This window comes from Curtobacterium sp. PhB25 (genome assembly GCF_004365375.1).
Taxonomy (GTDB): domain Bacteria; phylum Actinomycetota; class Actinomycetes; order Actinomycetales; family Microbacteriaceae; genus Curtobacterium.
The window spans coordinates 191,017-209,104 of sequence record NZ_SODR01000004.1 but is presented as its reverse complement, the minus strand read 5'-3'; the positions used below and the strand labels follow the sequence as shown (position 1 = coordinate 209,104).

Here is an 18,088-nt window from a genome sequence, read left to right as displayed (position 1 = left end):
GCTCGGTGCGCTGTTGTTGCGCTGCACGGAGCATGCAACCTCGCACGGGATGGGCCACACCGCACGGTGCGACGGGCCGCGCGGGCCGAACGACCCCGCACCGAGTGGCCAGCCCCGCACGGTGTCAGGCCGCGCGCTCGCCGGTCCGTTCGTCGACGGTGATCGGCTCCGTCACCGCCGTGCTGGCGTCGGCGGCGGGGGTCGTGCCGGGGCGGATGAGCTCCGGGCGACGGCGGCCGCTGCGGAACACCCACGCCTTGAACAGCACGAACCGAACGCAGGTCGCGACCAGGTTGGCGGCCGTCAGTACCAGGATCTCGGCACCGTGCGACGCTCCCGGTGTCGTGCTGTGCAGCACCACGAGCGACCCCGACGTGATCGCCCAGGCGACGCCGAAGACCACCAGCCCCTGCACGTGGTGTCGCCCGGCTCCGGCACGCCCCCGCACACCGAACGTGAACCGCCGGTTGAGCGCGGTGTTGCCGATCGCCGTCAGCAACAGGGCGGTGAAGTCCGCCGTCTGCGCCCCGATCGCCGGACGGAACAGCGCGTACAGCACCGCGAACGCGACGGTCGACAGCACCCCGATGGCGCCGAAGCGCAGCACCTGCCCGAGGAACCCGACGTGCGGTGGCGTGAACGGACGGCGGCCGATGGTTTCGTACACGGCGCCCACCGGCACCCGCCCGCTGGCGATGCCCCGCGAGACGCGCCACATGCCCTTGAGGTCCTCGGTGGCCGTCGAGGCGATCTGCACGGACGAGTTCACGTCGTCGACCCAGTCCACCGGGACCTCGTGGATGCGCAGTCCCGCGTGCTCGGCGAGGACGAGCATCTCGGTGTCGAAGAACCACGCGTCGTCCTCGCACAGCGGCAGCAGCTGGTCGGCCGCCCGTTTCGTGACCGCCTTGAACCCGCACTGCGCGTCCGAGAACGACACCCCCATCGTCGTGCGGAGCAGCAGGTTGTACGAGCGGGAGATGAACTCGCGCTTGCTGCCCCGAACCACCCGCGACGAGTCCGCCAACCGCGTGCCGATCGCCAGGTCGGAGTGCCCGGAGAGCAGCGGCGCCACGAGCGGCTCGAGTGCCGCGAGGTCCGTCGACAGGTCCTCGTCGACGTACACGAGCACGGTCGCCGGAGATGCACCCCACACGGCCTTGAGCGCCCGCCCACGACCCTTCTCGGGCAGGTGGACCGCGTGCACGCCGGGCAGCATGGCGGCCAGGTCGTCGGCGATCCGCGCGGTGTCGTCGGTCGAGGCGTTGTCGGCGATCGTGATCCGCCAGGTGTGGTGCAACGACGTCCGGCAGAACGTGTGCAGGCGTCGCACGTGGGCCGCGAGCGTGTCCTGCTCGTTGTAGCAGGGGACGACGATGTCGATGTCGAGGGTCTGGTTCGTCTCCGTCATGCCGCTCATGCTCGGCAGCGGGCACATGCGGACCGAGGCAGTGCGCTGTGCTCCCGGTAAGAACGGCGTTCGGCGACCGTTCACGTCACGGCCGAACACGACAGGTGTCGCGCGGATACGGTCGACGGACGATGACGACCGAGCACGACGACGCACACCGATCGGCGGTGCTGCTCCCGGGGGAGCGGCTCGGCCTGGCGCTCGACGAGCGGTGTCCGGAGTTCGAGGAGCTCCTGCTCACGCCTCCGCTGCACGGCATCCGACCGGACGGCCACGACTGGCTGCGACGCCGGTACGCCGAGATCGTCCCGCTCGTGCTCCCCGCCGCGCTGCGTGCCGTCGAGCGCGGTGAACCCGTCGACCGCGAGTGCCTCGCCCAGCTGCGCGCGGTGGCGGCCGCGAGCGCCGAGGACCCCCGCGTCGACGTGTCGGTCGTGCTCCGCGGGGCCCTGCCGGCGATCCGGGTCTTCGCCCTCGTCATGCACACGGCCACCCGCGACCACGCCGTCACGCTCGACCACGCCGGCCGGACGATGCTCGCGATGAGCCGCGCCTCGCTCGTCGCCCACGAACTCGGCTCGTGCTGGGCCGAGGCCTGGGCCCAGCAGCGACGGCGATCGGCGGGCGAGTCCGCGGCGGCGGTCACCACCGGGGAGATCGACCTCGTCGCCCGTGCGCCCGGCCTCGACGAGACCGAGGAACAGATGCTCGCGCTCGCCGCGCAGGGGCTCTCCAACGACGAGATCGCCAAGGAGACGGCCTACAGCCGCCAGGCCGTCGCGTGGCACCTCGGACGGCTGATGAAGTCGTGGAAGGCGCCGAACCGGACGGCGCTGGTGTCGGTCGCCTTCGTGAAGGGGTGGATCCGTGCACGGCGCGAGGTCCGCGGTGCAGCACGGACCTGGCCCCCGGCGATCGAGCCCCCCGCCGAGCGTCCCGCCACACACGACGACGCCCCCTGAGACCGTGGTCCCCGGGGGCGTCGGTGCGGCGTCGGCGGATCAGCCGCCGTTCACGTGGATGACGTTGTCGATGCGCTCGATGTTGCCGAACGCACCCCAGTTCAGCCAGCCACCGTCACCGTTGTTCGTGATCGAGCCGGGGCCCTTGAACCAGTAGATGACGTAGTTGCCGCCCTTGATGTCGATCGACTGCGCGTCCGCGACGTCGCCGGACACCGTGATGTCCTGGTTCTTGTTGACCACCGCGACGGTGAGGCGGTCGGGGTTGCCCGCGTTCCAGTAGCCGACGTCGAGCGCGGCCTGCACGGCGCCGCCGCGGTCGCTCTGGTCGTTCACGGCGTCCTTGATCGCGTTGACGATCGCGACCGGGTCGAGGTTCACGTTGACGTTGCCGCCGACGGAGGCCGAGGTGCTCGGTGCGGGCTCAGCGGCCTGTGCCGGTGCCGCGACGAACGCCCCGGCGATGACGGCGCCACCGAGTGCGGTGCCGGCGAGGAGCTTGACGGACTTGCGCTTGAACGAGTTCATGATCGTGTTCCCATCTCTGCGGTGGTGACCCGTGTGGGTCGTCCAGCTCGGACAGGACCCAGCCTGCGTCGCCGGGTGCCGGCTTGCACGCGTTCGGCCCGGACGTTGGACGATCGTCTGATGATGCGGACGGTTGCGCCGGGCGCGTGCCATCCTCCGGCGCGGGCCCCATCCGGACGGTTGGGCGCTCGGGTCTCGCGCTTTCTCGGCGAGTTCTGCGGATCAGACGTCGACGACCGTGACGACTGACCCGCAACGAGCACGCGGGTACCGTCAGGGTTGCAGCAGGATCTGCACGATCGCGATGACCGCGAGGACCGCGATCGGCACGCCCGCGATCCACAACCCTGCGCGGACCTGGGTCCGGCGGATCGTCGGCGGCTCGTGGGAACTCCGGGCGAACTCGGTCGCTGCGACGAGCTCCGGTGCGGCCGCCGGCGGTGCAGGTTCGGGCTGCGGACGGTCGTCTTCGAACGCGGGCACTTCGACCACGAGTTCCGACGGGTCCGGGCGGCCCGGCAGCTCGCCGTACTCCTTCGTCATGCGACCAGTATGCGTCGCCGTCGGGGTCGGCGTCCTTGGTGAGCAGCAATGGTCGAGTCGCGCCAGAGGACTCGACCATTTCTGCTCACGAAGCGGGCGAGGCGGACGTCACGAAGCGGGCACAGACGCCACGTCCGGCAAGTCCACCGTGAACGCCGTCCGACCGGGGCCGGAGGCCACCCGCACGCTCCCGCCGTGCGCCGACACCACGGCCTGCACGATCGCCAGCCCGAGGCCGCTCGTCCCCTGTCCCTGCGCACGGGTCCGCGAGGCCTCACCCCGGGTGAACCGGTCGAACAGGGTCGGCAGGGCCTCCGACGGGATCGGCGGCCCGTCGTTGGCCACGACGAGGCGAGCGGCCGCACCAGCACCGGACGGCCCCATCCGCTGCAACGACACCACCACCGCGGTGCCGGTCGGGGTGTGCGTCCGGGCGTTCGCGAGCAGGTTCGTCACGATGCGGCGCAGCTGCTCCGCGTCGCCTGTCACGGTCAGCGGGTGGTCGTCGACGATCTGCAGGGTCCACCGGTGCCCGGGCGCGGTGGCCCGGGCGTCCATCGTCGCCTCGACCACGATCGAGGTCAGGTCGACGGGTTCGCGCACGATCGGGGACACCCGAGCCCCGGACGCCAGGGCCGTCGCGTCGAGCCGTGCGAGCAGCAGGAGCTCCTCGACGAGGTCGCCCATCCGCACGGCCTCCCGGCCGATCCGGTCGACGTTCCGGTGGATCGCGTCGAGGTCCGACGAGCGCGCGGTCAGCTCGGCATAGGCCCGGACGGTCGCGATCGGCGTCCGCAGCTCGTGCGAGGCGTCGGCGACGAAGGTCCGCATGCCGGCCTCGGCGTCGCGGCGCACCGTCAGGGCTCGGGCGACGTGCCCGAGCAGCCGGTTCAGTGCGGTGCCGACCTGTCCGACCTCGCGGTTCGCGGTGAGGTCGGCGTCGGCGACCCGCACCGGGATGTCGGTGTCGCCGCGTTCCAGGTCGAGGTCGGTCACCCCGGAGGCGACCGCGGCGACGCGTTCGAGCGGTCGGAGGGACCGCCGCACGAGCAGTGCGAGGGCCCACGCGGCGACGACGAGGCCCAGCACCGTGACGATCCCGATGACGAGCAACAGGCGGGCGATGGCGGCGTTCAGGTCACCGAGGGGGAGTGCGGTGACGAACACGTCGCCGTCGTCCCCGACCGCCTGCACCCGGTAGATGCCGAGCGAGCCGAGGTCGATCGTCGCCGGGTCGGCGCCGCTGTCGACCGCGGTGAGCGTCCGCCGTTGCGCCGACGACAGCCCGTGCTGGTCGCCGTCGCTGTCGGTGTACCCGCCGAGCACCACGGTGCCGTCGCGGACGATCGCGACGACGGTGCCGGCGGACTGCCCCGGCGCCCCAATGAAGGCGTTGTCCGGATCCGGACGGTCCGACGACGATCCCGACGACGATCCCGACGACGACCCGGGCGGCGGGCCGGTGGGTGCGTCTGCATCGTCCCGGCCACCGACGGTCCGGTTCGCCGCCGTCGACAGCTCCGCGTCGAGGCGGTCGACCAGGTACCCCCGGAACGCGACGACGGTCACCGCTCCGACGACGACGTTCGTCGCGACGAGCAGGAGCGCGACGGCAGCCACGACCCGCCACCGCAACGACGGCACCCGTCCGGCGCGAGTCGGACGGGCCCGGATCGCCTTCGTCGATCGGCTCACGTCGTCGGCCGCAAGACGTACCCAGCCCCGCGCACGGTCTGCAGCATCGGCTCGCGTCCGGCGTCGAGCTTCTTCCGCAGGTACGACACGTACATGTCGACCAGGTTCGACGACGACCCGAAGTCCATGCCCCAGACGCCCGCGAGCAGCTGTTCCCGCGAGAGCACCCGGTTGGCGTTCCGCGCCAGGTGCCGCAGCAGCTCGTACTCGGTCGGTGTGAGCTCGATCGGTTCGCCGGCACGGCTGACGGCGCGGGCGTCCTCGTCGAGGCGGAGGTCACCGACCACCACCTCGGCGCTCCCGCCCACCGCTGCGACCCGAGCGGAGGTCCGTGCGAGGATCCGCGCCCGGACGAGCAGCTCGTCGATGCCGAAGGGCTTCGTCAGGTAGTCGTCCCCGCCGCCGGTGAGTCCGGCGAGCCGGTCCTCGGGGGCGTCGCGCGCGGTGAGGAAGAGCACACGGACGGCGTCGCGGGAGTCGCGGAGCCGCTCGAGCACCTCGAACCCGTCGATGTCCGGCAGCATCACGTCGAGGACGATGACGTCGGGTTGGAACTCCCGCGCGGCGAACAGGACGTCGCGTCCTCGGTGCACCGCCCGCACGGCCCAGCCGTCCCCCTCGAACGCGAGGGCGACGGCGTCGGCCAGGGCGTGCTCGTCGTCGACGACGAGGGCGCGGACGGGGGTGCCGTCGGTGCGCTGCAGCGGTTGGCCGGTCACGTCCGCGAGCCTATCCACCGCGCCCTCGTCGTCGATCACTTGGCGGTGCTCAGGTCGTAGACGGTCTGCCCGCCGACCGTCGTCGACTCGTAGTTCGCCGCGACCCACTCCTGGATCGCCGATGCGGTGGACGAACCGCCGCCCATGCCACCGCCACCGGAGCCGGAGGAGACGTAGTACCCGATGTCCCCGTCGGCGACGTACGCCTTGAACTGCGCGAGCGTGGGTGCCGGGTCGCTCGACCAGCCACCGATCGCCATGACGGCGGTGTCGGTGTCGAGTTCGAGCTGCGCGGCCGACTGCGATCCGTTGACGGCGGCCGCCCACTTCGCGTCGGACGCCTCGAGCAGCTTCTGCAGGGCCGACGAGGTCGACGCACCTTCGCCACCACCCCCGGTCTGGAGGCCCGTCCCCGACCCACCCTCGGAGGTCGCGTCGTCCGTGCGGTCCTGGCCACTGCCCGGTGCCGTGCCGGACGTGCCGTCCGGCATCTCCGGCGCCTCGCCGGACGCGCCCTCCGGCGGGGTCCCGCCGGGACCCTGCTGGGAGTCGGACGTGCTGTCGGAGCCGCCGTCGTCGGAGCCGGAGGTCGACCCACCCGGTCCGCCCGTGCCTCCCGGGAAGCCACCGGTGCCGCCGCCCATCCCACCGGAGCTGCTGCCCGCCGGACCGACGCTCGGGATCGAACCGGAGTGCGCGACGGTCGTCGTGGCGAGGGCGTAGGCCGTGGTGCCGCTGAGCCCGAACAGGGTGCCCGCGAGGACGCCGACCGTGACGAGCCTGCGCAGTGACGGCACACTGCCGATGACGATCAGCGCTGCGGACAGCAGCCCACCGGCGAGCATCACCCAGCGCAGCCAGGGCAGCCACGTCGGGTTCTCGTTGAGCAGGCACCAGCCCCAGAAGGCGGTGGTGCCGATCATCGCGGCCAGGCCGATCCGGCCGACGAACCGCGCTCGTGCGTGCCAGAGCAGCGCGCCACCGGTGCCGACGAGTCCGGCGATCGCCGGTGCCAACGCGACCGTGTAGTACGGGTGGATCGTGCCGGACATGTACGAGAACACCAGGCCGGTGACCAGGAGCCAGCCGCCCCACAGGACGAGTCCGGCGCGGGCCGGGTCGGCCAGGTGACGGCGTCCGACGACGACCAGACCGACCACCAGTGCGATGAGCGCTGCGGGCAGGAGCCACGAGATCTCGAGCCCCATCTCGGACGAGAACAGCCGGTTCAGGCCCGTCGAACCACCGAAGGAGCCACCCGCGGTGCCGCCGGTCATGCCGCCGCCTCCGCCGCCGTTGCCCGATCCGCCGAAGATCCGACCGAGGCCGTTGTAGCCGAACACCAGGTCGAGGACGGTGTTGTTCGTCGAACCGCCGATGTACGGGCGGGATTCGGCCGGCCACAGCCACACGGCGACGACCCACCAGCCGGCCGACACCACGAGGGACCCCGCGGCGATGAGCAGCCCGATGACGCGCTTGCCCCAGGTGGTGCGGGCGGCGAACAGGTAGACGAGGCCGAAGGCCGGCAGGACGAGCAGCCCCTGCAGCATCTTCGTCAGGAACGCGAAGCCGAGGGCGACCCCGGCCAGTGCGATCCACTTCCAGCTGCCTCGCGGCAGCGCCCGCACGGTGCAGTACGCGCCGGCGGTCATCAGGAACACGAGCATCGCGTCCGGGTTGTCGAAGCGGAACATCAGGGCCGCCGCCGGCGTGGCCGCGACGACGAAGCCGGCGAGCAGCGCGCCCACGTTCGCGGTGGTGGTGCCGACGCGGGCGAGAGTGCGGCGAACCGTGCCCCACACCAGTGCGACCGAGCCCACGGCCATGAGCGCCTGCGGGAGCAGCAGGCTGAAGCTCGAGAAGCCGAACAGCCGCGCGGACAACACCATCACCCAGAGCGACGCCGGGGGTTTGTCGACCGTGATGAAGTTCGACGAGTCGAGGGAGCCGAAGAAGAACGCCTCCCACGACTTCGTGCCGGCCTGCACTGCGGCGGCGTAGAAGCTGTTGGCGTACCCCGAGACGCTCAGGTCCCAGAGGTACACCACGGCGGTCACGGCGAGGAGCGCCCAGAACGCCGGCCGGAGCCAGCGGGCGTCCTCGCGCTCGCCGAGGAACAGGCGGGCGAGCGGCTTGCGACGCCGATCCTGCGCGTCGGTCTGCGCGGGGCCCCTTCGATCGGTCACGGGTATCGGGTACGTGGTCATGTCGATGAGCATCCGGGGCGTTCCCCGAGCGCGGCACTGCGCCGGCTGTGCGCGGCCTAAGGATGCACGGTGCGAGGTTGGCTGACTCGGCGCCGGCGGGGCTGGCGGGGCTGGCGGGGCTGGGGCGGCGCACGGTGCGCTGTCGTCCGGCCCGTGCGGGGTTGCCTGCTCGGTGCGCGGTTGTAGCGCTGCACGGAGCGGGCAACCTCGCACGGAGTGAGCGAGCCCGCACGGTGCGGCGCCGGTCCCCGGTCGGGCAACCTCGCACGGAGTGAACGAACCCGCACCGTGCGCGGGTCAGGCGTACCGCTGCGCCGCGTGCAGGGCCGCCCCCGTGTACGACCCGCCGAACAGGAACACGTGCAGCAGCAGCGGCGCGAGCTGGTGGAGCTCGACGCGCTCCTGCCAGCCGTCGGCGAGCCGCGACTCCCGGTCGTAGGCGGCGAGCACCGTCTCCAACCGCGGCAGCCCGAACAGTCCGAGCAGCGCCAGGTCGGTCTCGGCATGCCCGCCGTGCGCGATCGGGTCGATGAGCACCGCGCCGGTCGGTTCGGACGCGTCCGTCGGCCAGAGCACGTTGCCGGCCCACAGGTCGCCGTGCAGCCGCGCGGGCCGGTCCCCGACGAGTGCGGGCTGCGGCGACCCGAGCGTGCCGTCCTGCACCCGGTCGGCGACCCGCTCGAACACGGCCGCCTGGGCGTGGTCGAACCCGCCGGCGTCGACGATTCGGCGGACGAAGTCGCGGATCCGGTACTCGGCGAAGAACGCGCCCCAGGTACTCGGTGCATGCGCAGCGTCGACGAACGGGGTGCGGGAGCGTCCCATCCGGAGCGCGGAACCCGTCGTCCAGCCCGCGGGCGGTGCGCCCCAGTGGTCGGCGCCGGCGGCGTGGGTGTGCGCGAGGGAGCGTCCGAAGCGCTCGGCCTGTGCGGCGGTGGGGGAGCCGTCAGTGATCAGCTCGAGGTCGAGCACGGTCGTGGCCGGCCGGTCCAGCACCCGCGCGATCCTGGTGCCGCCAGCGTCTTCGGCCTCGGCGAGCCAGCCGAGGCCGGCGGCTTCGGCTGCCGCTTCGTCCGGGGTGGTGAAGGTCTTCACGTGCGTCTCGGCCATCGGTCCATCCTGCCGAGGGGTCCCCGTCGTCCGTTCAGCGCACGGTCATCCGGCGAGGAACCGCAGATGTCGTTCCACCCGCCCGGCGAATGTCGGACAATCGGCGTCACGGAGCGCCCCGGGCAGGCTCTTCCGTGCGCCGCGGGGACGGCTAGACCAGTACCGCGCCTGCTCGCGCACGACGTCGCGCACGATCCACGGCGCCGAGTCGTCGACCAGGCTGAAGAACTCGTCACAGCGGTACACCTCGTACATCGCTGCATCCGTCGCGCGGAGACCACGGTCCTGCGTGAGGAGGACGTGCGCCCCGCAGGCGATCGCGGCGGCGTGCACGTGCCGGTCGTCGGGATCGGTTCCGTGGTCCTCGACCGTGGCGTCGAAGTCGTCGACGAGCTCGTCGATCGAGTCGAGGATCGCTGCTCGCAGCCGGGAGACGGCCGACCCGGGCCTGTCGGGGTGCAGTCGGCGGAGGGTGTGCGTGGTCTCGGCCAGTACGTCCTCGGTCGTGTGGAGCTGGAACATGCCGTCCGTGTGCAGTCGGAGCAGGCACGTCCAGTCTCGCAACGTCCGGCTGCAGAAGACGTTCGCATCGACGAAGACCCGCTGAAGCATCACATATCAAGCCTAGTGCGACCGGGTGTCAGTCGAAGGCCTCACCGGACTCGAGCAGTTCGCGAGCTGCCGCTGCGCGGGCGACCCGTCGTGTGTCTCGGGCTGCGAGGACGTCCGCGCGCCGGAGCCGGTGGTGGGTCCCGACGGTGTGTGCAGCGATCTCACCTCGGCCGATGGCCTTCATCAAGGTGGGCCGGGAGATCCCGATGACGTCGGCGGCGACGGTCGTCGTCATCTCGTCGGGGAGGATGCTCGTCGAGATGCCAGCCCCGTCGGCCATGCTGCGGACGAGGTTCGCGACGAAGCCCCCGAGTCGCTCCGGGAGCACGAGTTCCGTGCCGTCGTCGAGGTGGAGCTCGACGGTCGCGACCTGTCGATCGCCGGCGCGCTCGACGAGGTCGACGGCCTCGGCGCGAGCGACCTCGTCGACGCGGAGGGGTCGTCGTGTCGTCGTCTGGCGCATCGGGTCTCCGTCTCGCGTCCGTTGGTGGGCAACTGGCTCAACGGTACCGGGGTTGCACTTGCAAGTGCAACCTGTCAGACCGCGTCGACCAACGCCCTCGCCAGCGGGTGCCACTCGCGCGACGACGGGCCGCTCAGCACCAGGGTCCGCTCGAGTCGCCGGGCCATCGGCACCATCACGAGGTCCGGCGGCAGCATCACCCGGCCGAGCGTCGGCACGATCGAGACGCCCTCGCCCCGTTCGATCATCCCGAACATGGTGCTCATCTCCCGCACCCGGTGGGCGTACCGGAAGGGGCGTCCGTCGAGCTCGTGCAGCTTCTGGATCTGGTACTCGCACCCGCCGCCGCCCGCGACCAGGCCGTCCTCGTGCAGGTCGTCGAGCGTGAGCGCGGGCAGCTCGGCGAGCGGGTGGTCGCGCCGGACGACGGCGGCCATCTCGTCCCGGGCGACGACGACGCCCCCGGCCGGCACCGGCGCGGGGTCGACGAGCACGGCAGCGTCCACTGTGCCGCTCTCGAGCCACTCGGGCATCTCGTCGTCGTCGCCCTCGTAGACCTGCACGTCGACGTCGGGCAACGTCACCGCCCACAGCTCGCGGAGCCGCGGCAGCAGGCCCTGGCAGACGGTGGGGACGGCCGCGAGTCGCACGGTGCCGCGCGCCGTGGCGGGCCGGACCACTGCCTCCAGGGCATCGACCGAGGCGAGCACGCTGCGGGCGTGGGCGAGCAGGCGGTCGCCCAGGGGTGTCGGGACGGCGACCGCGCCGCGCCGGACGACCGGCCCGCCGACCTCGCGCTCGAGCCCGGCGACGGCGTGCGAGACGGCCGACTGGCCGACGCCGAGCACGGAGGCCGCAGACGTGAACGACCCGGCGTCGAGCGTGGCGACGAACGCACGGAGCTGGGGGACCGAGACGGCCATGCGTGCTCCTCATGTCGGCATGAACCCCATGCGTTTGCCGCATGGGCGTTGGTGGTTCGACACTAGGCCACATGAACGCCCTCCTCTACGGTCTCGTCGCCCTCACCTGGGGCTCGAGCTTCCTCTTCGCGAAGATCGGCCTCGACGGACTCGCACCGCAGCAGGTCGCCACCGTGCGGACCGTCCTGGGCGGCGTGACGCTCGTCGTCCTGTTGCTCGCGACCCGACGACGCTGGCCGCGGGAGCCCCGCGTGTGGGCGCACCTGGCGATCGTCGCGTTCTTCCTGAACGCCCTGCCGTCGTCGCTGATGGCGTGGGCCGAGCAGACCGTGCCGTCCGGGCTCGCGAGCATCTACAACGCGACGACCCCGATCATGACGCTGGCGGCGCTCGCGGTGCTCGTGCCCTCCGAGCGGCTGCGGGGCCGGCAGGTGGCCGGGATCGTGGTCGGCATCGTCGGCGTGCTGGTGCTCGTCGGTCCGTGGGACCTGCTCGGCGACCCGGCCGTCCTGGCGAGCGTCCCGGGGCAGGTGGCGTTGCTCGGCATGACCGCGTCCTACGGCATCGGCCTCGCTTACCTGCGCCGCGTGGCGGTGGGCAGCGCGTACGACCCGGTCACGATCGCGACGGTGCAGCTCACGCTGGCGTCGGGCATGCTCCTGCTGGTCGCGCCCGCCATCGCCACCGGCCCGGTACAGCTGGACGGGAGGATCGTGGCCGCGATGGTCGCGCTCGGTTGCGTCGGCACGGGGCTGGCCTACGCGTGGAACACGCGCCTGGTCCAGGCGTGGGGCGCCGGTCGGGCGTCGACGGTCACCTACCTGACGCCGGTGGTCGGCGTGGCGCTCGGCGTGCTCGTGCTCGGTGAGCGCGTGCGGTGGAACGAGCCGGTGGGCGGACTGGTCGTGCTGCTCGGCATCGCGCTGGCCTCGGGGGTGCTCGGCCGTCGGAGTCTGCGTCGCCCGGCACGCCCCGCCCGTACGCTGGCCGGGTGACCTCCGGCCAGGACCCCCACGTGGTGCGACTGCTGTTTGCCTCGTCCCACCCCGGCCCGACCGTCACGGTCACGGTGCTCGCCGCCGTCATCGCCGCGGCCGTCGGACACCCGGTGTGGCTCGTGGTCCTGGTCGCGCTGACGGTGGTCGCCGGCCAGCTGTCGATCGGCCTGGCGAACGACTGGATCGACGCCGACCGCGACAGTGCCGTCGGCCGGAGCGACAAACCCGTCGCCCGCGGACTCATCGCGGTGGAGACGGTCCGCACGGCGGCGTTCGTGACCGCCGGGGTCGCCGTGGTCCTCTCGCTGTTCCTCGGGCCCGTCGCCGCCGTCGCGCACCTGGTGCTCGTCGCCGCGGGGTGGGCCTACGACGCCGGGCTCAAGCGCACCGTGTGGTCGGTCGTGCCGTTCGTCGTCGCGTTCGGGCTGCTGCCCGTGGTCGCGGTGTCCGCCGGTCCCGAGCAGCTGTGGCCGGCGTGGTGGGCGATCGCCACCGGCGCGGTGTTCGGCGTCGCGATCCACTGCACGAACGTCCTGCCCGACCTGGTCGACGACGCCGCCACCGGCGTCCGCGGGTTCCCGCACCGCCTCGGGCTCCGGGGAGCCGGGATCGTCGCGTTCGGGTCGCTCGTCGTCGCGGCCGGCCTGGTGCTCGGCGGACAGGTGCTCGGTGACGACCCGGTCCGCGGCGGCGGGGTCGTGCTGGCCGTGGTCGGAGCGGTCGTCGTACTGGCGCTCGCCGTGGTGGGGGTCCGGCTGGTGCTGGCGGGACGGGCGTCGCGGACCCTGTTCCGGCTCGTCATCGCGTCGTCCCTGGTGCTCGTCGTCGAGCTCGGTGTCGCCGGGGCGCGACTCGTCGCCTGACGCGAGCCGGCCGCGCGCCGACGCGAGCCGTCAGGCCCAGCGCATGGCGTAGAGCCGAGCCAGGCCGTGCGCGGTCGGCAGCGACAGGACCGTCCGGAGCAGCGCCTCCCGTCCGATGGTGGAGGCGGCACCGAGCGGACGACCGAGCCCCATGTTCGCCTCGGCCTGCCGGGCCGCACGGCGGGCGGCTGCCTGGCGGCGGGCGGCGTAGCCGGGCCACGGTCCGGCCACGCCGGTCCGGACCGCACCGGCGAGCAACGGCGCGAGCTCGGCCGCGTCGAGCCAGCCGAGGTTCATGCCCTGCCCGCCGATCGGGCTGATCTCGTGGGCGGCATCGCCGACGAGCACGACCCGGCCGACCCCGACGCGGTCGGCGACGCGGCGCCGCGCCCGGAAGCCGCTGAGCATCGTGCAGGAGGACGGATCCGGGACGACGCCGGTGCGTGCGGCGACGATCGCGGCCAGTCGTGCGGCCGTCTCCGGGTCGGGGGTCGCGCCGCTCGGGGCGAACGCCAGCGAGTCCGGCACCAGGGCGACGTACCGGCGCCGACTGTGCGGCAGGGGGAAGGACTCGACGACGCCTCCGGGGCCGACGTCCACCAGGGCCGCGGTCCGGGCGTCGGCGCCTTCGGGGTCGGCGAAGTCGCCCATCACGTAGCGGTCGGGGTAGTCGCGTCCGGTGGTGCCGATGCCGAGCAGGTCACGGACGATGCTCCGTGCGCCGTCGGCCCCGACGACGAACGCCGCTCGGACGGTGACCGGTGCGCCGTCTGGGCCGGAGCCGACCGCGTCGACGTGGTCACAGTGCCGGGACAGGGCGGTCACCGTCGTCCCGGTGCGCAGCGCTGCCCCATCGGCAGTGGCCAGCCGATCCCGCAGCAGGGACTCGGTGCGGTGCTGGTCGAGCGTCGCGACGTACGGGTGGGTGTCCGAGGCGCGGTCGAAGGTCAGCGTGCCGAGCGTCCGCCCGCGGCTCCGCGCGACGCCGGTGCGCACGAGAGTGGCCTCGGCGAGCACCGGGACGTCGAGCCCGATCGCGGCGAAGGCGTCGAGGGACGGCGGGTGGATGCCGATGGCGCGCGACCCCTCGGGTGGACCGGGGCGACGCTCCCACACCTGCACGGCGATGCCCTGCGCAGCCAGCAGCGCGGCGAGGAAGAGGCCGACGGGACCACCGCCGACGACGAGGACGTCGGTGCGCTCCGTGGTCACGGGCCGAGCCTACGGTCGGGCGTGCTCCGGGGCACTCAGCGAGCGGGGTGCACCAGCGTCGCCAGCGCGTCCAGCCGTTCGTGCACGATCGCAGCGAACGGACGCTCCTCACCCGGAGCGATCCACTGGGCGAAGGACAGGTGGAACACCGTCACGGCGGTCTCGGCGGCCATCGTCGCCGCTGGTTCGGGGACGCCGCGCTCGCGCATGACCTCGCCCAGGCGCGCCTTCAGGGTGGCGAGCTTGCCGAGCTCCCGTTCGCCGAGCGCTGCGTTCGCGTCGATGATCGTCTGCCGGGCCCGCGACCACGACCGGCGGTCCTCGGGGAAGAACCCGGCGGCGGCGTCGAGGGCGCGTCCGACCAGGTCGAAGGGCGCCGCGTCGGCCGGGGCGGCCGTGATCGGGTCGACGAACATCGCGAGGAAGTCGTCCTGGCCGGCGAACAGGACCTCGCGCTTGTCCGCGAAGTGCCGGAAGAAGGTGCGCTCGGTGACCTGGGCCTCGGCGGCGATCCGCGCGACCGTGGTGCCGTCGTAGCCCTCGGACGCGAAGAGCTGCAGCGCGACCGCCTGCAGTCGTTCACGCGTTCCGGGTTGCCAGCGAGCCATGTGGAGAGTCTACTGATCAGAACAACTTGATGACAGCGGCTGACATCGAGTGCTACGGTGATGTCAGTTCATGACATCACCGCCGTGGACGCCTGCGAAAGGACCACTCATGCACGTGTTCGTCACCGGGGCCTCCGGCTGGATCGGCTCCCACACCGTCGACGACCTGCTCGCCGCCGGACACACCGTCACCGGACTCGCCCGGTCCGACGCCTCGGCCGCAGCGCTCGACGCGAAGGGCGTCGACGTCGTCCGGGGCGACCTCGACGACCTGGACGCCATCCGCCGCGGCGCTTCCGAGGCCGAGGGCGTGCTGCACCTCGCCAACAAGCACGACTGGGCGAACGCCGCCGCCACCAATGCCAGCGAGCGGGCCGCCGTCGAGACCATCGGTGCAGCGCTCGTCGGCACCGACCGCCCGTTCGTCCTCGCATCGGGCGTCGCCGGGCTCGCCCAGGGCCGCCCCTCGACCGAAGGGGACGCCAACCCGTTCGTCGGCCCGGACAGCATGCGCGGCGGCAGCGAGAACCGCGGCTTCGACTTCGTCGGCCAGGGGGTACGCACGATCGCTGCCCGGTTCAGCCCCACCACGCACGGCACCGGTGACCACGGCTTCATCGCCGCGATCGTCGGCGCCGCCCGGCAGCGCGGCGTCTCCGGCTACGTCGGCGACGGCACCAACAGCTGGTCCGCCGTGCACGTCACCGACGCCGCCCGGCTCGTCCGCCTCGGTCTGGAGCAGGCGCCGGCCGGCACTCGGATGCACGCCGTCGCCGAGACCGCGATCCCGACCCGGGCGATCGCCGAGGCCATCGGCGAGGTCCTCGGGCTGCCGGTGACCTCGATCGACCCGGCGGACGCGGACGCGCACTTCGGGTTCATCGGCCGGTTCTTCGGCATGGAGATGTCCGCCACGTCCGACGCCACCCGCGAGCTCCTCGGGTGGGAGCCCACCGGCCCCGGACTGCTCGAGGACATCGCCGCCGGCGCCTACTCCGGCGTGCGGGTCGCGTAGGCGACCGGTCCCTGCGAGACTCCGAACGACGAGTTCGATGTCGCACGACGTCGACATGGTCGTTCCGAGTCGGCGCCAGCCCCACGCGCCCCGGCAACGGACGGGAGGCCCGTGGCGGCCCCGCCCCGCGCCTCCCGGCCGTCGCCGGTCCGAACCACGGCGCATGGTGAGCAGAAATGGTCGGGTTCAGTCACCGGACCCGACCATTTCTACTCACGAAGCGAACCGCGAAGCGACGCGCGACGCGCGAGCGCGTCGGCGCCGACTACTCGGACTTCTGCATCTGCCACGGCTCCGGCTCGCGGTCGCCGTTCGGGCGCACGGGCCGGACGTCGCCGACGATCGGGATCGCACGCTTCCGCATGAACCACAGGTAGCGGACGAAGAAGTGCGACAGCGTCGACAGCCGGTTGCCGTTGCCGAGCAGCGACGCGATGTGCACGGCCACCCACGCCAGCCACGCGACGGGCCCGACGAGCGTGATGCCACCCCGCAGCTGCGCGACCGCGGCGTTCGTGCCGATGGTCGCCATCGTGCCCTTGTCGAAGTACTTGAAGTGCTCGGTGGGCTTGCCCTCGAGCAGACGCTTGATCTGCTTCGCGACGTGCCGTCCACCCTGCAGCGCCGGCTGGGCCAGCTGCGCGAGGGCTTCGGACTGCGCCGCGATGTCGCCGGCCGAGAAGATCCGCTCGGCGCCGTTGACGCGCAGGTCGTCGCCGACCTGGATGCGTCCGCCGCTGGTCTGCGGCAGGCCCCAGCCCGACACCTCTTTGTGGGCGGCGACGCCGGTGGCCCAGATCACCTGCGAGGCGGGGATGAACTCGCCGTCGGCCGTCATCACGCCGTCGGTCTTGACCTCGGAGACGCCGGTGTTCAGCCGGAGGACGACGCCGCGCTTCCGCAGGACCTTGGCCGCGTACCGGCGCAGGCGCGGGGCGAACGGTTTGAGCAGCTCGCCACTGCGGTGCACGAGGGTGATCGTGATGGCACCCTTGTCCAGCTCGGGGTACGCCCCCTCGAGTGCCTGGTCGCGGAGCTCCGCGAGTGCGCCGGCCATCTCGACGCCGGTCGCGCCGCCGCCGACGATGACGATCTTGATCTCGTCGGGGCCCTGGTTCGCGGCGGCTTCTTCCAGCCGGGTGAACAGCTCGTCGCGGATCCGCAGGGCCTGCGAGCGGGAGTACATCGAGTACGCGTACTCGTAGGCGCCCGGGGTGCCGAAGTAGCTCGTGTTCACACCGTTCGCGAGCACCAGGTAGTCGTAGTGCAGGTGCTCGCCGTCGGACATCTCGGCGATGCGTTCGTCGGTCCGGATGCCGGTGAGCAGGCCGTGCCGGAACTCGGCGTTGTGCTGCTTGGCGCGCAGGCTGCGGAGGAAGTACGTCACGTCGCCGGCGTTCAGTCCGCCCGTCGCCACCTGGTACATGAGGGGCTGGAACATGTTGTAGACGTGCCGGTCGACGAGCGTCACCCGGACGGGAGCGTCCGCCAGCTCGCGCATGGCAGCGACACCGGCGAATCCACCGCCGACGATGACGACGTGCGGGCGGGTGTCCTGGGGCATGCTGATCCGGCTTTCTTCGGTTCGTGAGGTGGTCACCCACGAGGGTACGCGCGCTGTGGACCGCTCCCGTCCACTGCCGACCGGGAGGCCCGGGTCGGCTCCGTCAGGCGTCGAGCCGTGTGTAGGTGCTCACGACGTTCCCCTTGCTCGTCACGGTGCTGTCGACCAGCCGCAGGCGCGTGGCCGGGTCGGTCGGCTCGAACAGCTTCCGGCCGGAGCCGGCGATCGCCGGGTGCACCATCAGCTGGAGCTCGTCCAGGAGCCCCGCGAACAGCAGGTGCCGGACGACGCTCACGCTGCCGCACACCGCGATGTCGGCGCCGTCGCGTTCCTTGAGCTCGCGGACGAAGGTGTCGAGGTCGCCCGGGATCCTGGTGGTGTTCTGCCACGTCAGGTCGTCGCCGAGCGTCGTGGAGGCCACGTACTTCTCGATCGGGTTGATCCACTGCCCGAAGCCGTCGTCGGGGTGTGCCGGCCACCACTCGGACCACTCGAGGTAGCTGTTCCTGCCGAGCAGGACGGTGTCGGTGCGGGCCATGAACGCGCCCATCCCGGCCCCGAGCTCGTCGTCGAAGCTGTCGTACTGGAACTCGTACGGGTCCTGCACGACGCCGTCGACCGACGTGAACAGCCCTGCGGTGACCTTGCGCAT

At 72.3% G+C, this 18,088-nt stretch carries 18 protein-coding genes; 4 read left to right on the top strand and 14 right to left on the bottom strand.

Going from position 1 to position 18,088, the window contains the following annotated elements; genetic code table 11:
- Positions 1-124 precede the first annotated feature (124 nt).
- Positions 125-1,411, bottom strand: coding sequence for a bifunctional glycosyltransferase family 2/GtrA family protein (locus EDF51_RS09850; protein ID WP_243837109.1), 1,287 nt, complete (start codon positions 1,409-1,411; stop codon positions 125-127).
- A gap of 131 nt (positions 1,412-1,542) precedes the next feature.
- On the opposite strand from EDF51_RS09850, the gene EDF51_RS20155 reads away from it, so the two are divergent.
- Positions 1,543-2,373 (top strand): helix-turn-helix transcriptional regulator, encoded by an 831-nt coding sequence (locus tag EDF51_RS20155; protein ID WP_134194663.1) that lies wholly within the window; start codon positions 1,543-1,545, stop codon positions 2,371-2,373.
- A gap of 39 nt (positions 2,374-2,412) precedes the next feature.
- On the opposite strand, the gene EDF51_RS09840 is transcribed toward EDF51_RS20155, so the two are convergent.
- The 9 genes from EDF51_RS09840 to EDF51_RS09800 form a co-directional block, all read right to left on the bottom strand.
- Positions 2,413-2,901 (bottom strand): hypothetical protein, encoded by a 489-nt coding sequence (locus EDF51_RS09840; RefSeq protein WP_111084734.1) that lies wholly within the window; start codon positions 2,899-2,901, stop codon positions 2,413-2,415.
- Between the two features lie 273 nt (positions 2,902-3,174).
- Positions 3,175-3,444, bottom strand: a complete 270-nt coding sequence (locus tag EDF51_RS09835; RefSeq protein WP_134194661.1) for a hypothetical protein — start codon at positions 3,442-3,444, stop codon at positions 3,175-3,177.
- A 108-nt stretch (positions 3,445-3,552) separates the two neighbouring features.
- A complete protein-coding gene (locus tag EDF51_RS09830) occupies positions 3,553-5,139 on the bottom strand; it encodes a HAMP domain-containing sensor histidine kinase (protein WP_134194659.1) in 1,587 nt (528 codons plus the stop codon).
- A complete protein-coding gene (locus tag EDF51_RS09825) occupies positions 5,136-5,858 on the bottom strand; it encodes a response regulator transcription factor (RefSeq protein WP_123339010.1) in 723 nt (240 codons plus the stop codon). Before EDF51_RS09825 ends, EDF51_RS09830 begins: the two co-directional genes overlap by 4 nt.
- Positions 5,859-5,893: 35 nt before the next feature.
- Complete coding sequence (locus EDF51_RS09820) at positions 5,894-8,047, bottom strand: glycosyltransferase family 39 protein (RefSeq protein ID WP_243837108.1); 2,154 nt, start codon at positions 8,045-8,047, stop codon at positions 5,894-5,896.
- A gap of 318 nt (positions 8,048-8,365) precedes the next feature.
- Positions 8,366-9,178, bottom strand: coding sequence for a fructosamine kinase family protein (locus EDF51_RS09815; RefSeq protein WP_131880415.1), 813 nt, complete (start codon positions 9,176-9,178; stop codon positions 8,366-8,368).
- Positions 9,179-9,223: 45 nt separating this feature from the next.
- A complete protein-coding gene (locus tag EDF51_RS09810; protein WP_243837118.1) occupies positions 9,224-9,790 on the bottom strand; it encodes a PIN domain-containing protein in 567 nt (188 codons plus the stop codon).
- A 28-nt stretch (positions 9,791-9,818) separates the two neighbouring features.
- Positions 9,819-10,253 carry an excisionase family DNA-binding protein gene (locus EDF51_RS20305; RefSeq protein ID WP_243650073.1) on the bottom strand — a complete coding sequence of 145 codons (435 nt, stop codon included), beginning with the start codon at positions 10,251-10,253 and terminating at the stop codon, positions 9,819-9,821.
- Positions 10,254-10,327: 74 nt separating this feature from the next.
- Positions 10,328-11,176, bottom strand: coding sequence for a LysR family transcriptional regulator (locus EDF51_RS09800; protein ID WP_131846637.1), 849 nt, complete (start codon positions 11,174-11,176; stop codon positions 10,328-10,330).
- A 71-nt stretch (positions 11,177-11,247) separates the two neighbouring features.
- On the opposite strand from EDF51_RS09800, the gene EDF51_RS09795 reads away from it, so the two are divergent.
- On the top strand, positions 11,248-12,171 hold the full coding sequence (locus EDF51_RS09795) for a DMT family transporter (RefSeq protein ID WP_134194655.1): 924 nt from the start codon (positions 11,248-11,250) through the stop codon (positions 12,169-12,171).
- Positions 12,168-13,037, top strand: coding sequence for a UbiA family prenyltransferase (locus EDF51_RS09790; protein WP_243837107.1), 870 nt, complete (start codon positions 12,168-12,170; stop codon positions 13,035-13,037). The genes EDF51_RS09795 and EDF51_RS09790 overlap by 4 nt, the downstream gene beginning before the upstream one ends.
- A gap of 30 nt (positions 13,038-13,067) precedes the next feature.
- Here the strand turns inward: EDF51_RS09790 and EDF51_RS09785 are convergent, their stop codons facing one another.
- Both EDF51_RS09785 and EDF51_RS09780 read right to left on the bottom strand, forming a co-directional pair.
- A complete protein-coding gene (locus EDF51_RS09785; RefSeq protein WP_131880421.1) occupies positions 13,068-14,249 on the bottom strand; it encodes an NAD(P)/FAD-dependent oxidoreductase in 1,182 nt (393 codons plus the stop codon).
- Between the two features lie 35 nt (positions 14,250-14,284).
- Positions 14,285-14,857 (bottom strand): TetR/AcrR family transcriptional regulator, encoded by a 573-nt coding sequence (locus EDF51_RS09780; RefSeq protein WP_131880423.1) that lies wholly within the window; start codon positions 14,855-14,857, stop codon positions 14,285-14,287.
- Between the two features lie 109 nt (positions 14,858-14,966).
- Between EDF51_RS09780 and EDF51_RS09775 the strand changes: the two genes are divergently transcribed.
- On the top strand, positions 14,967-15,872 hold the full coding sequence (locus tag EDF51_RS09775; protein WP_131880425.1) for an SDR family oxidoreductase: 906 nt from the start codon (positions 14,967-14,969) through the stop codon (positions 15,870-15,872).
- 265 nt (positions 15,873-16,137) lie between these two features.
- On the opposite strand, the gene EDF51_RS09770 is transcribed toward EDF51_RS09775, so the two are convergent.
- Entirely contained in the window at positions 16,138-17,472 is a 1,335-nt protein-coding gene (locus EDF51_RS09770; RefSeq protein ID WP_243837106.1) for an NAD(P)/FAD-dependent oxidoreductase, read from the bottom strand.
- A 67-nt stretch (positions 17,473-17,539) separates the two neighbouring features.
- Positions 17,540-18,088, bottom strand: coding sequence for a dihydrofolate reductase family protein (locus tag EDF51_RS09765; RefSeq protein WP_131846644.1), 549 nt, complete (start codon positions 18,086-18,088; stop codon positions 17,540-17,542).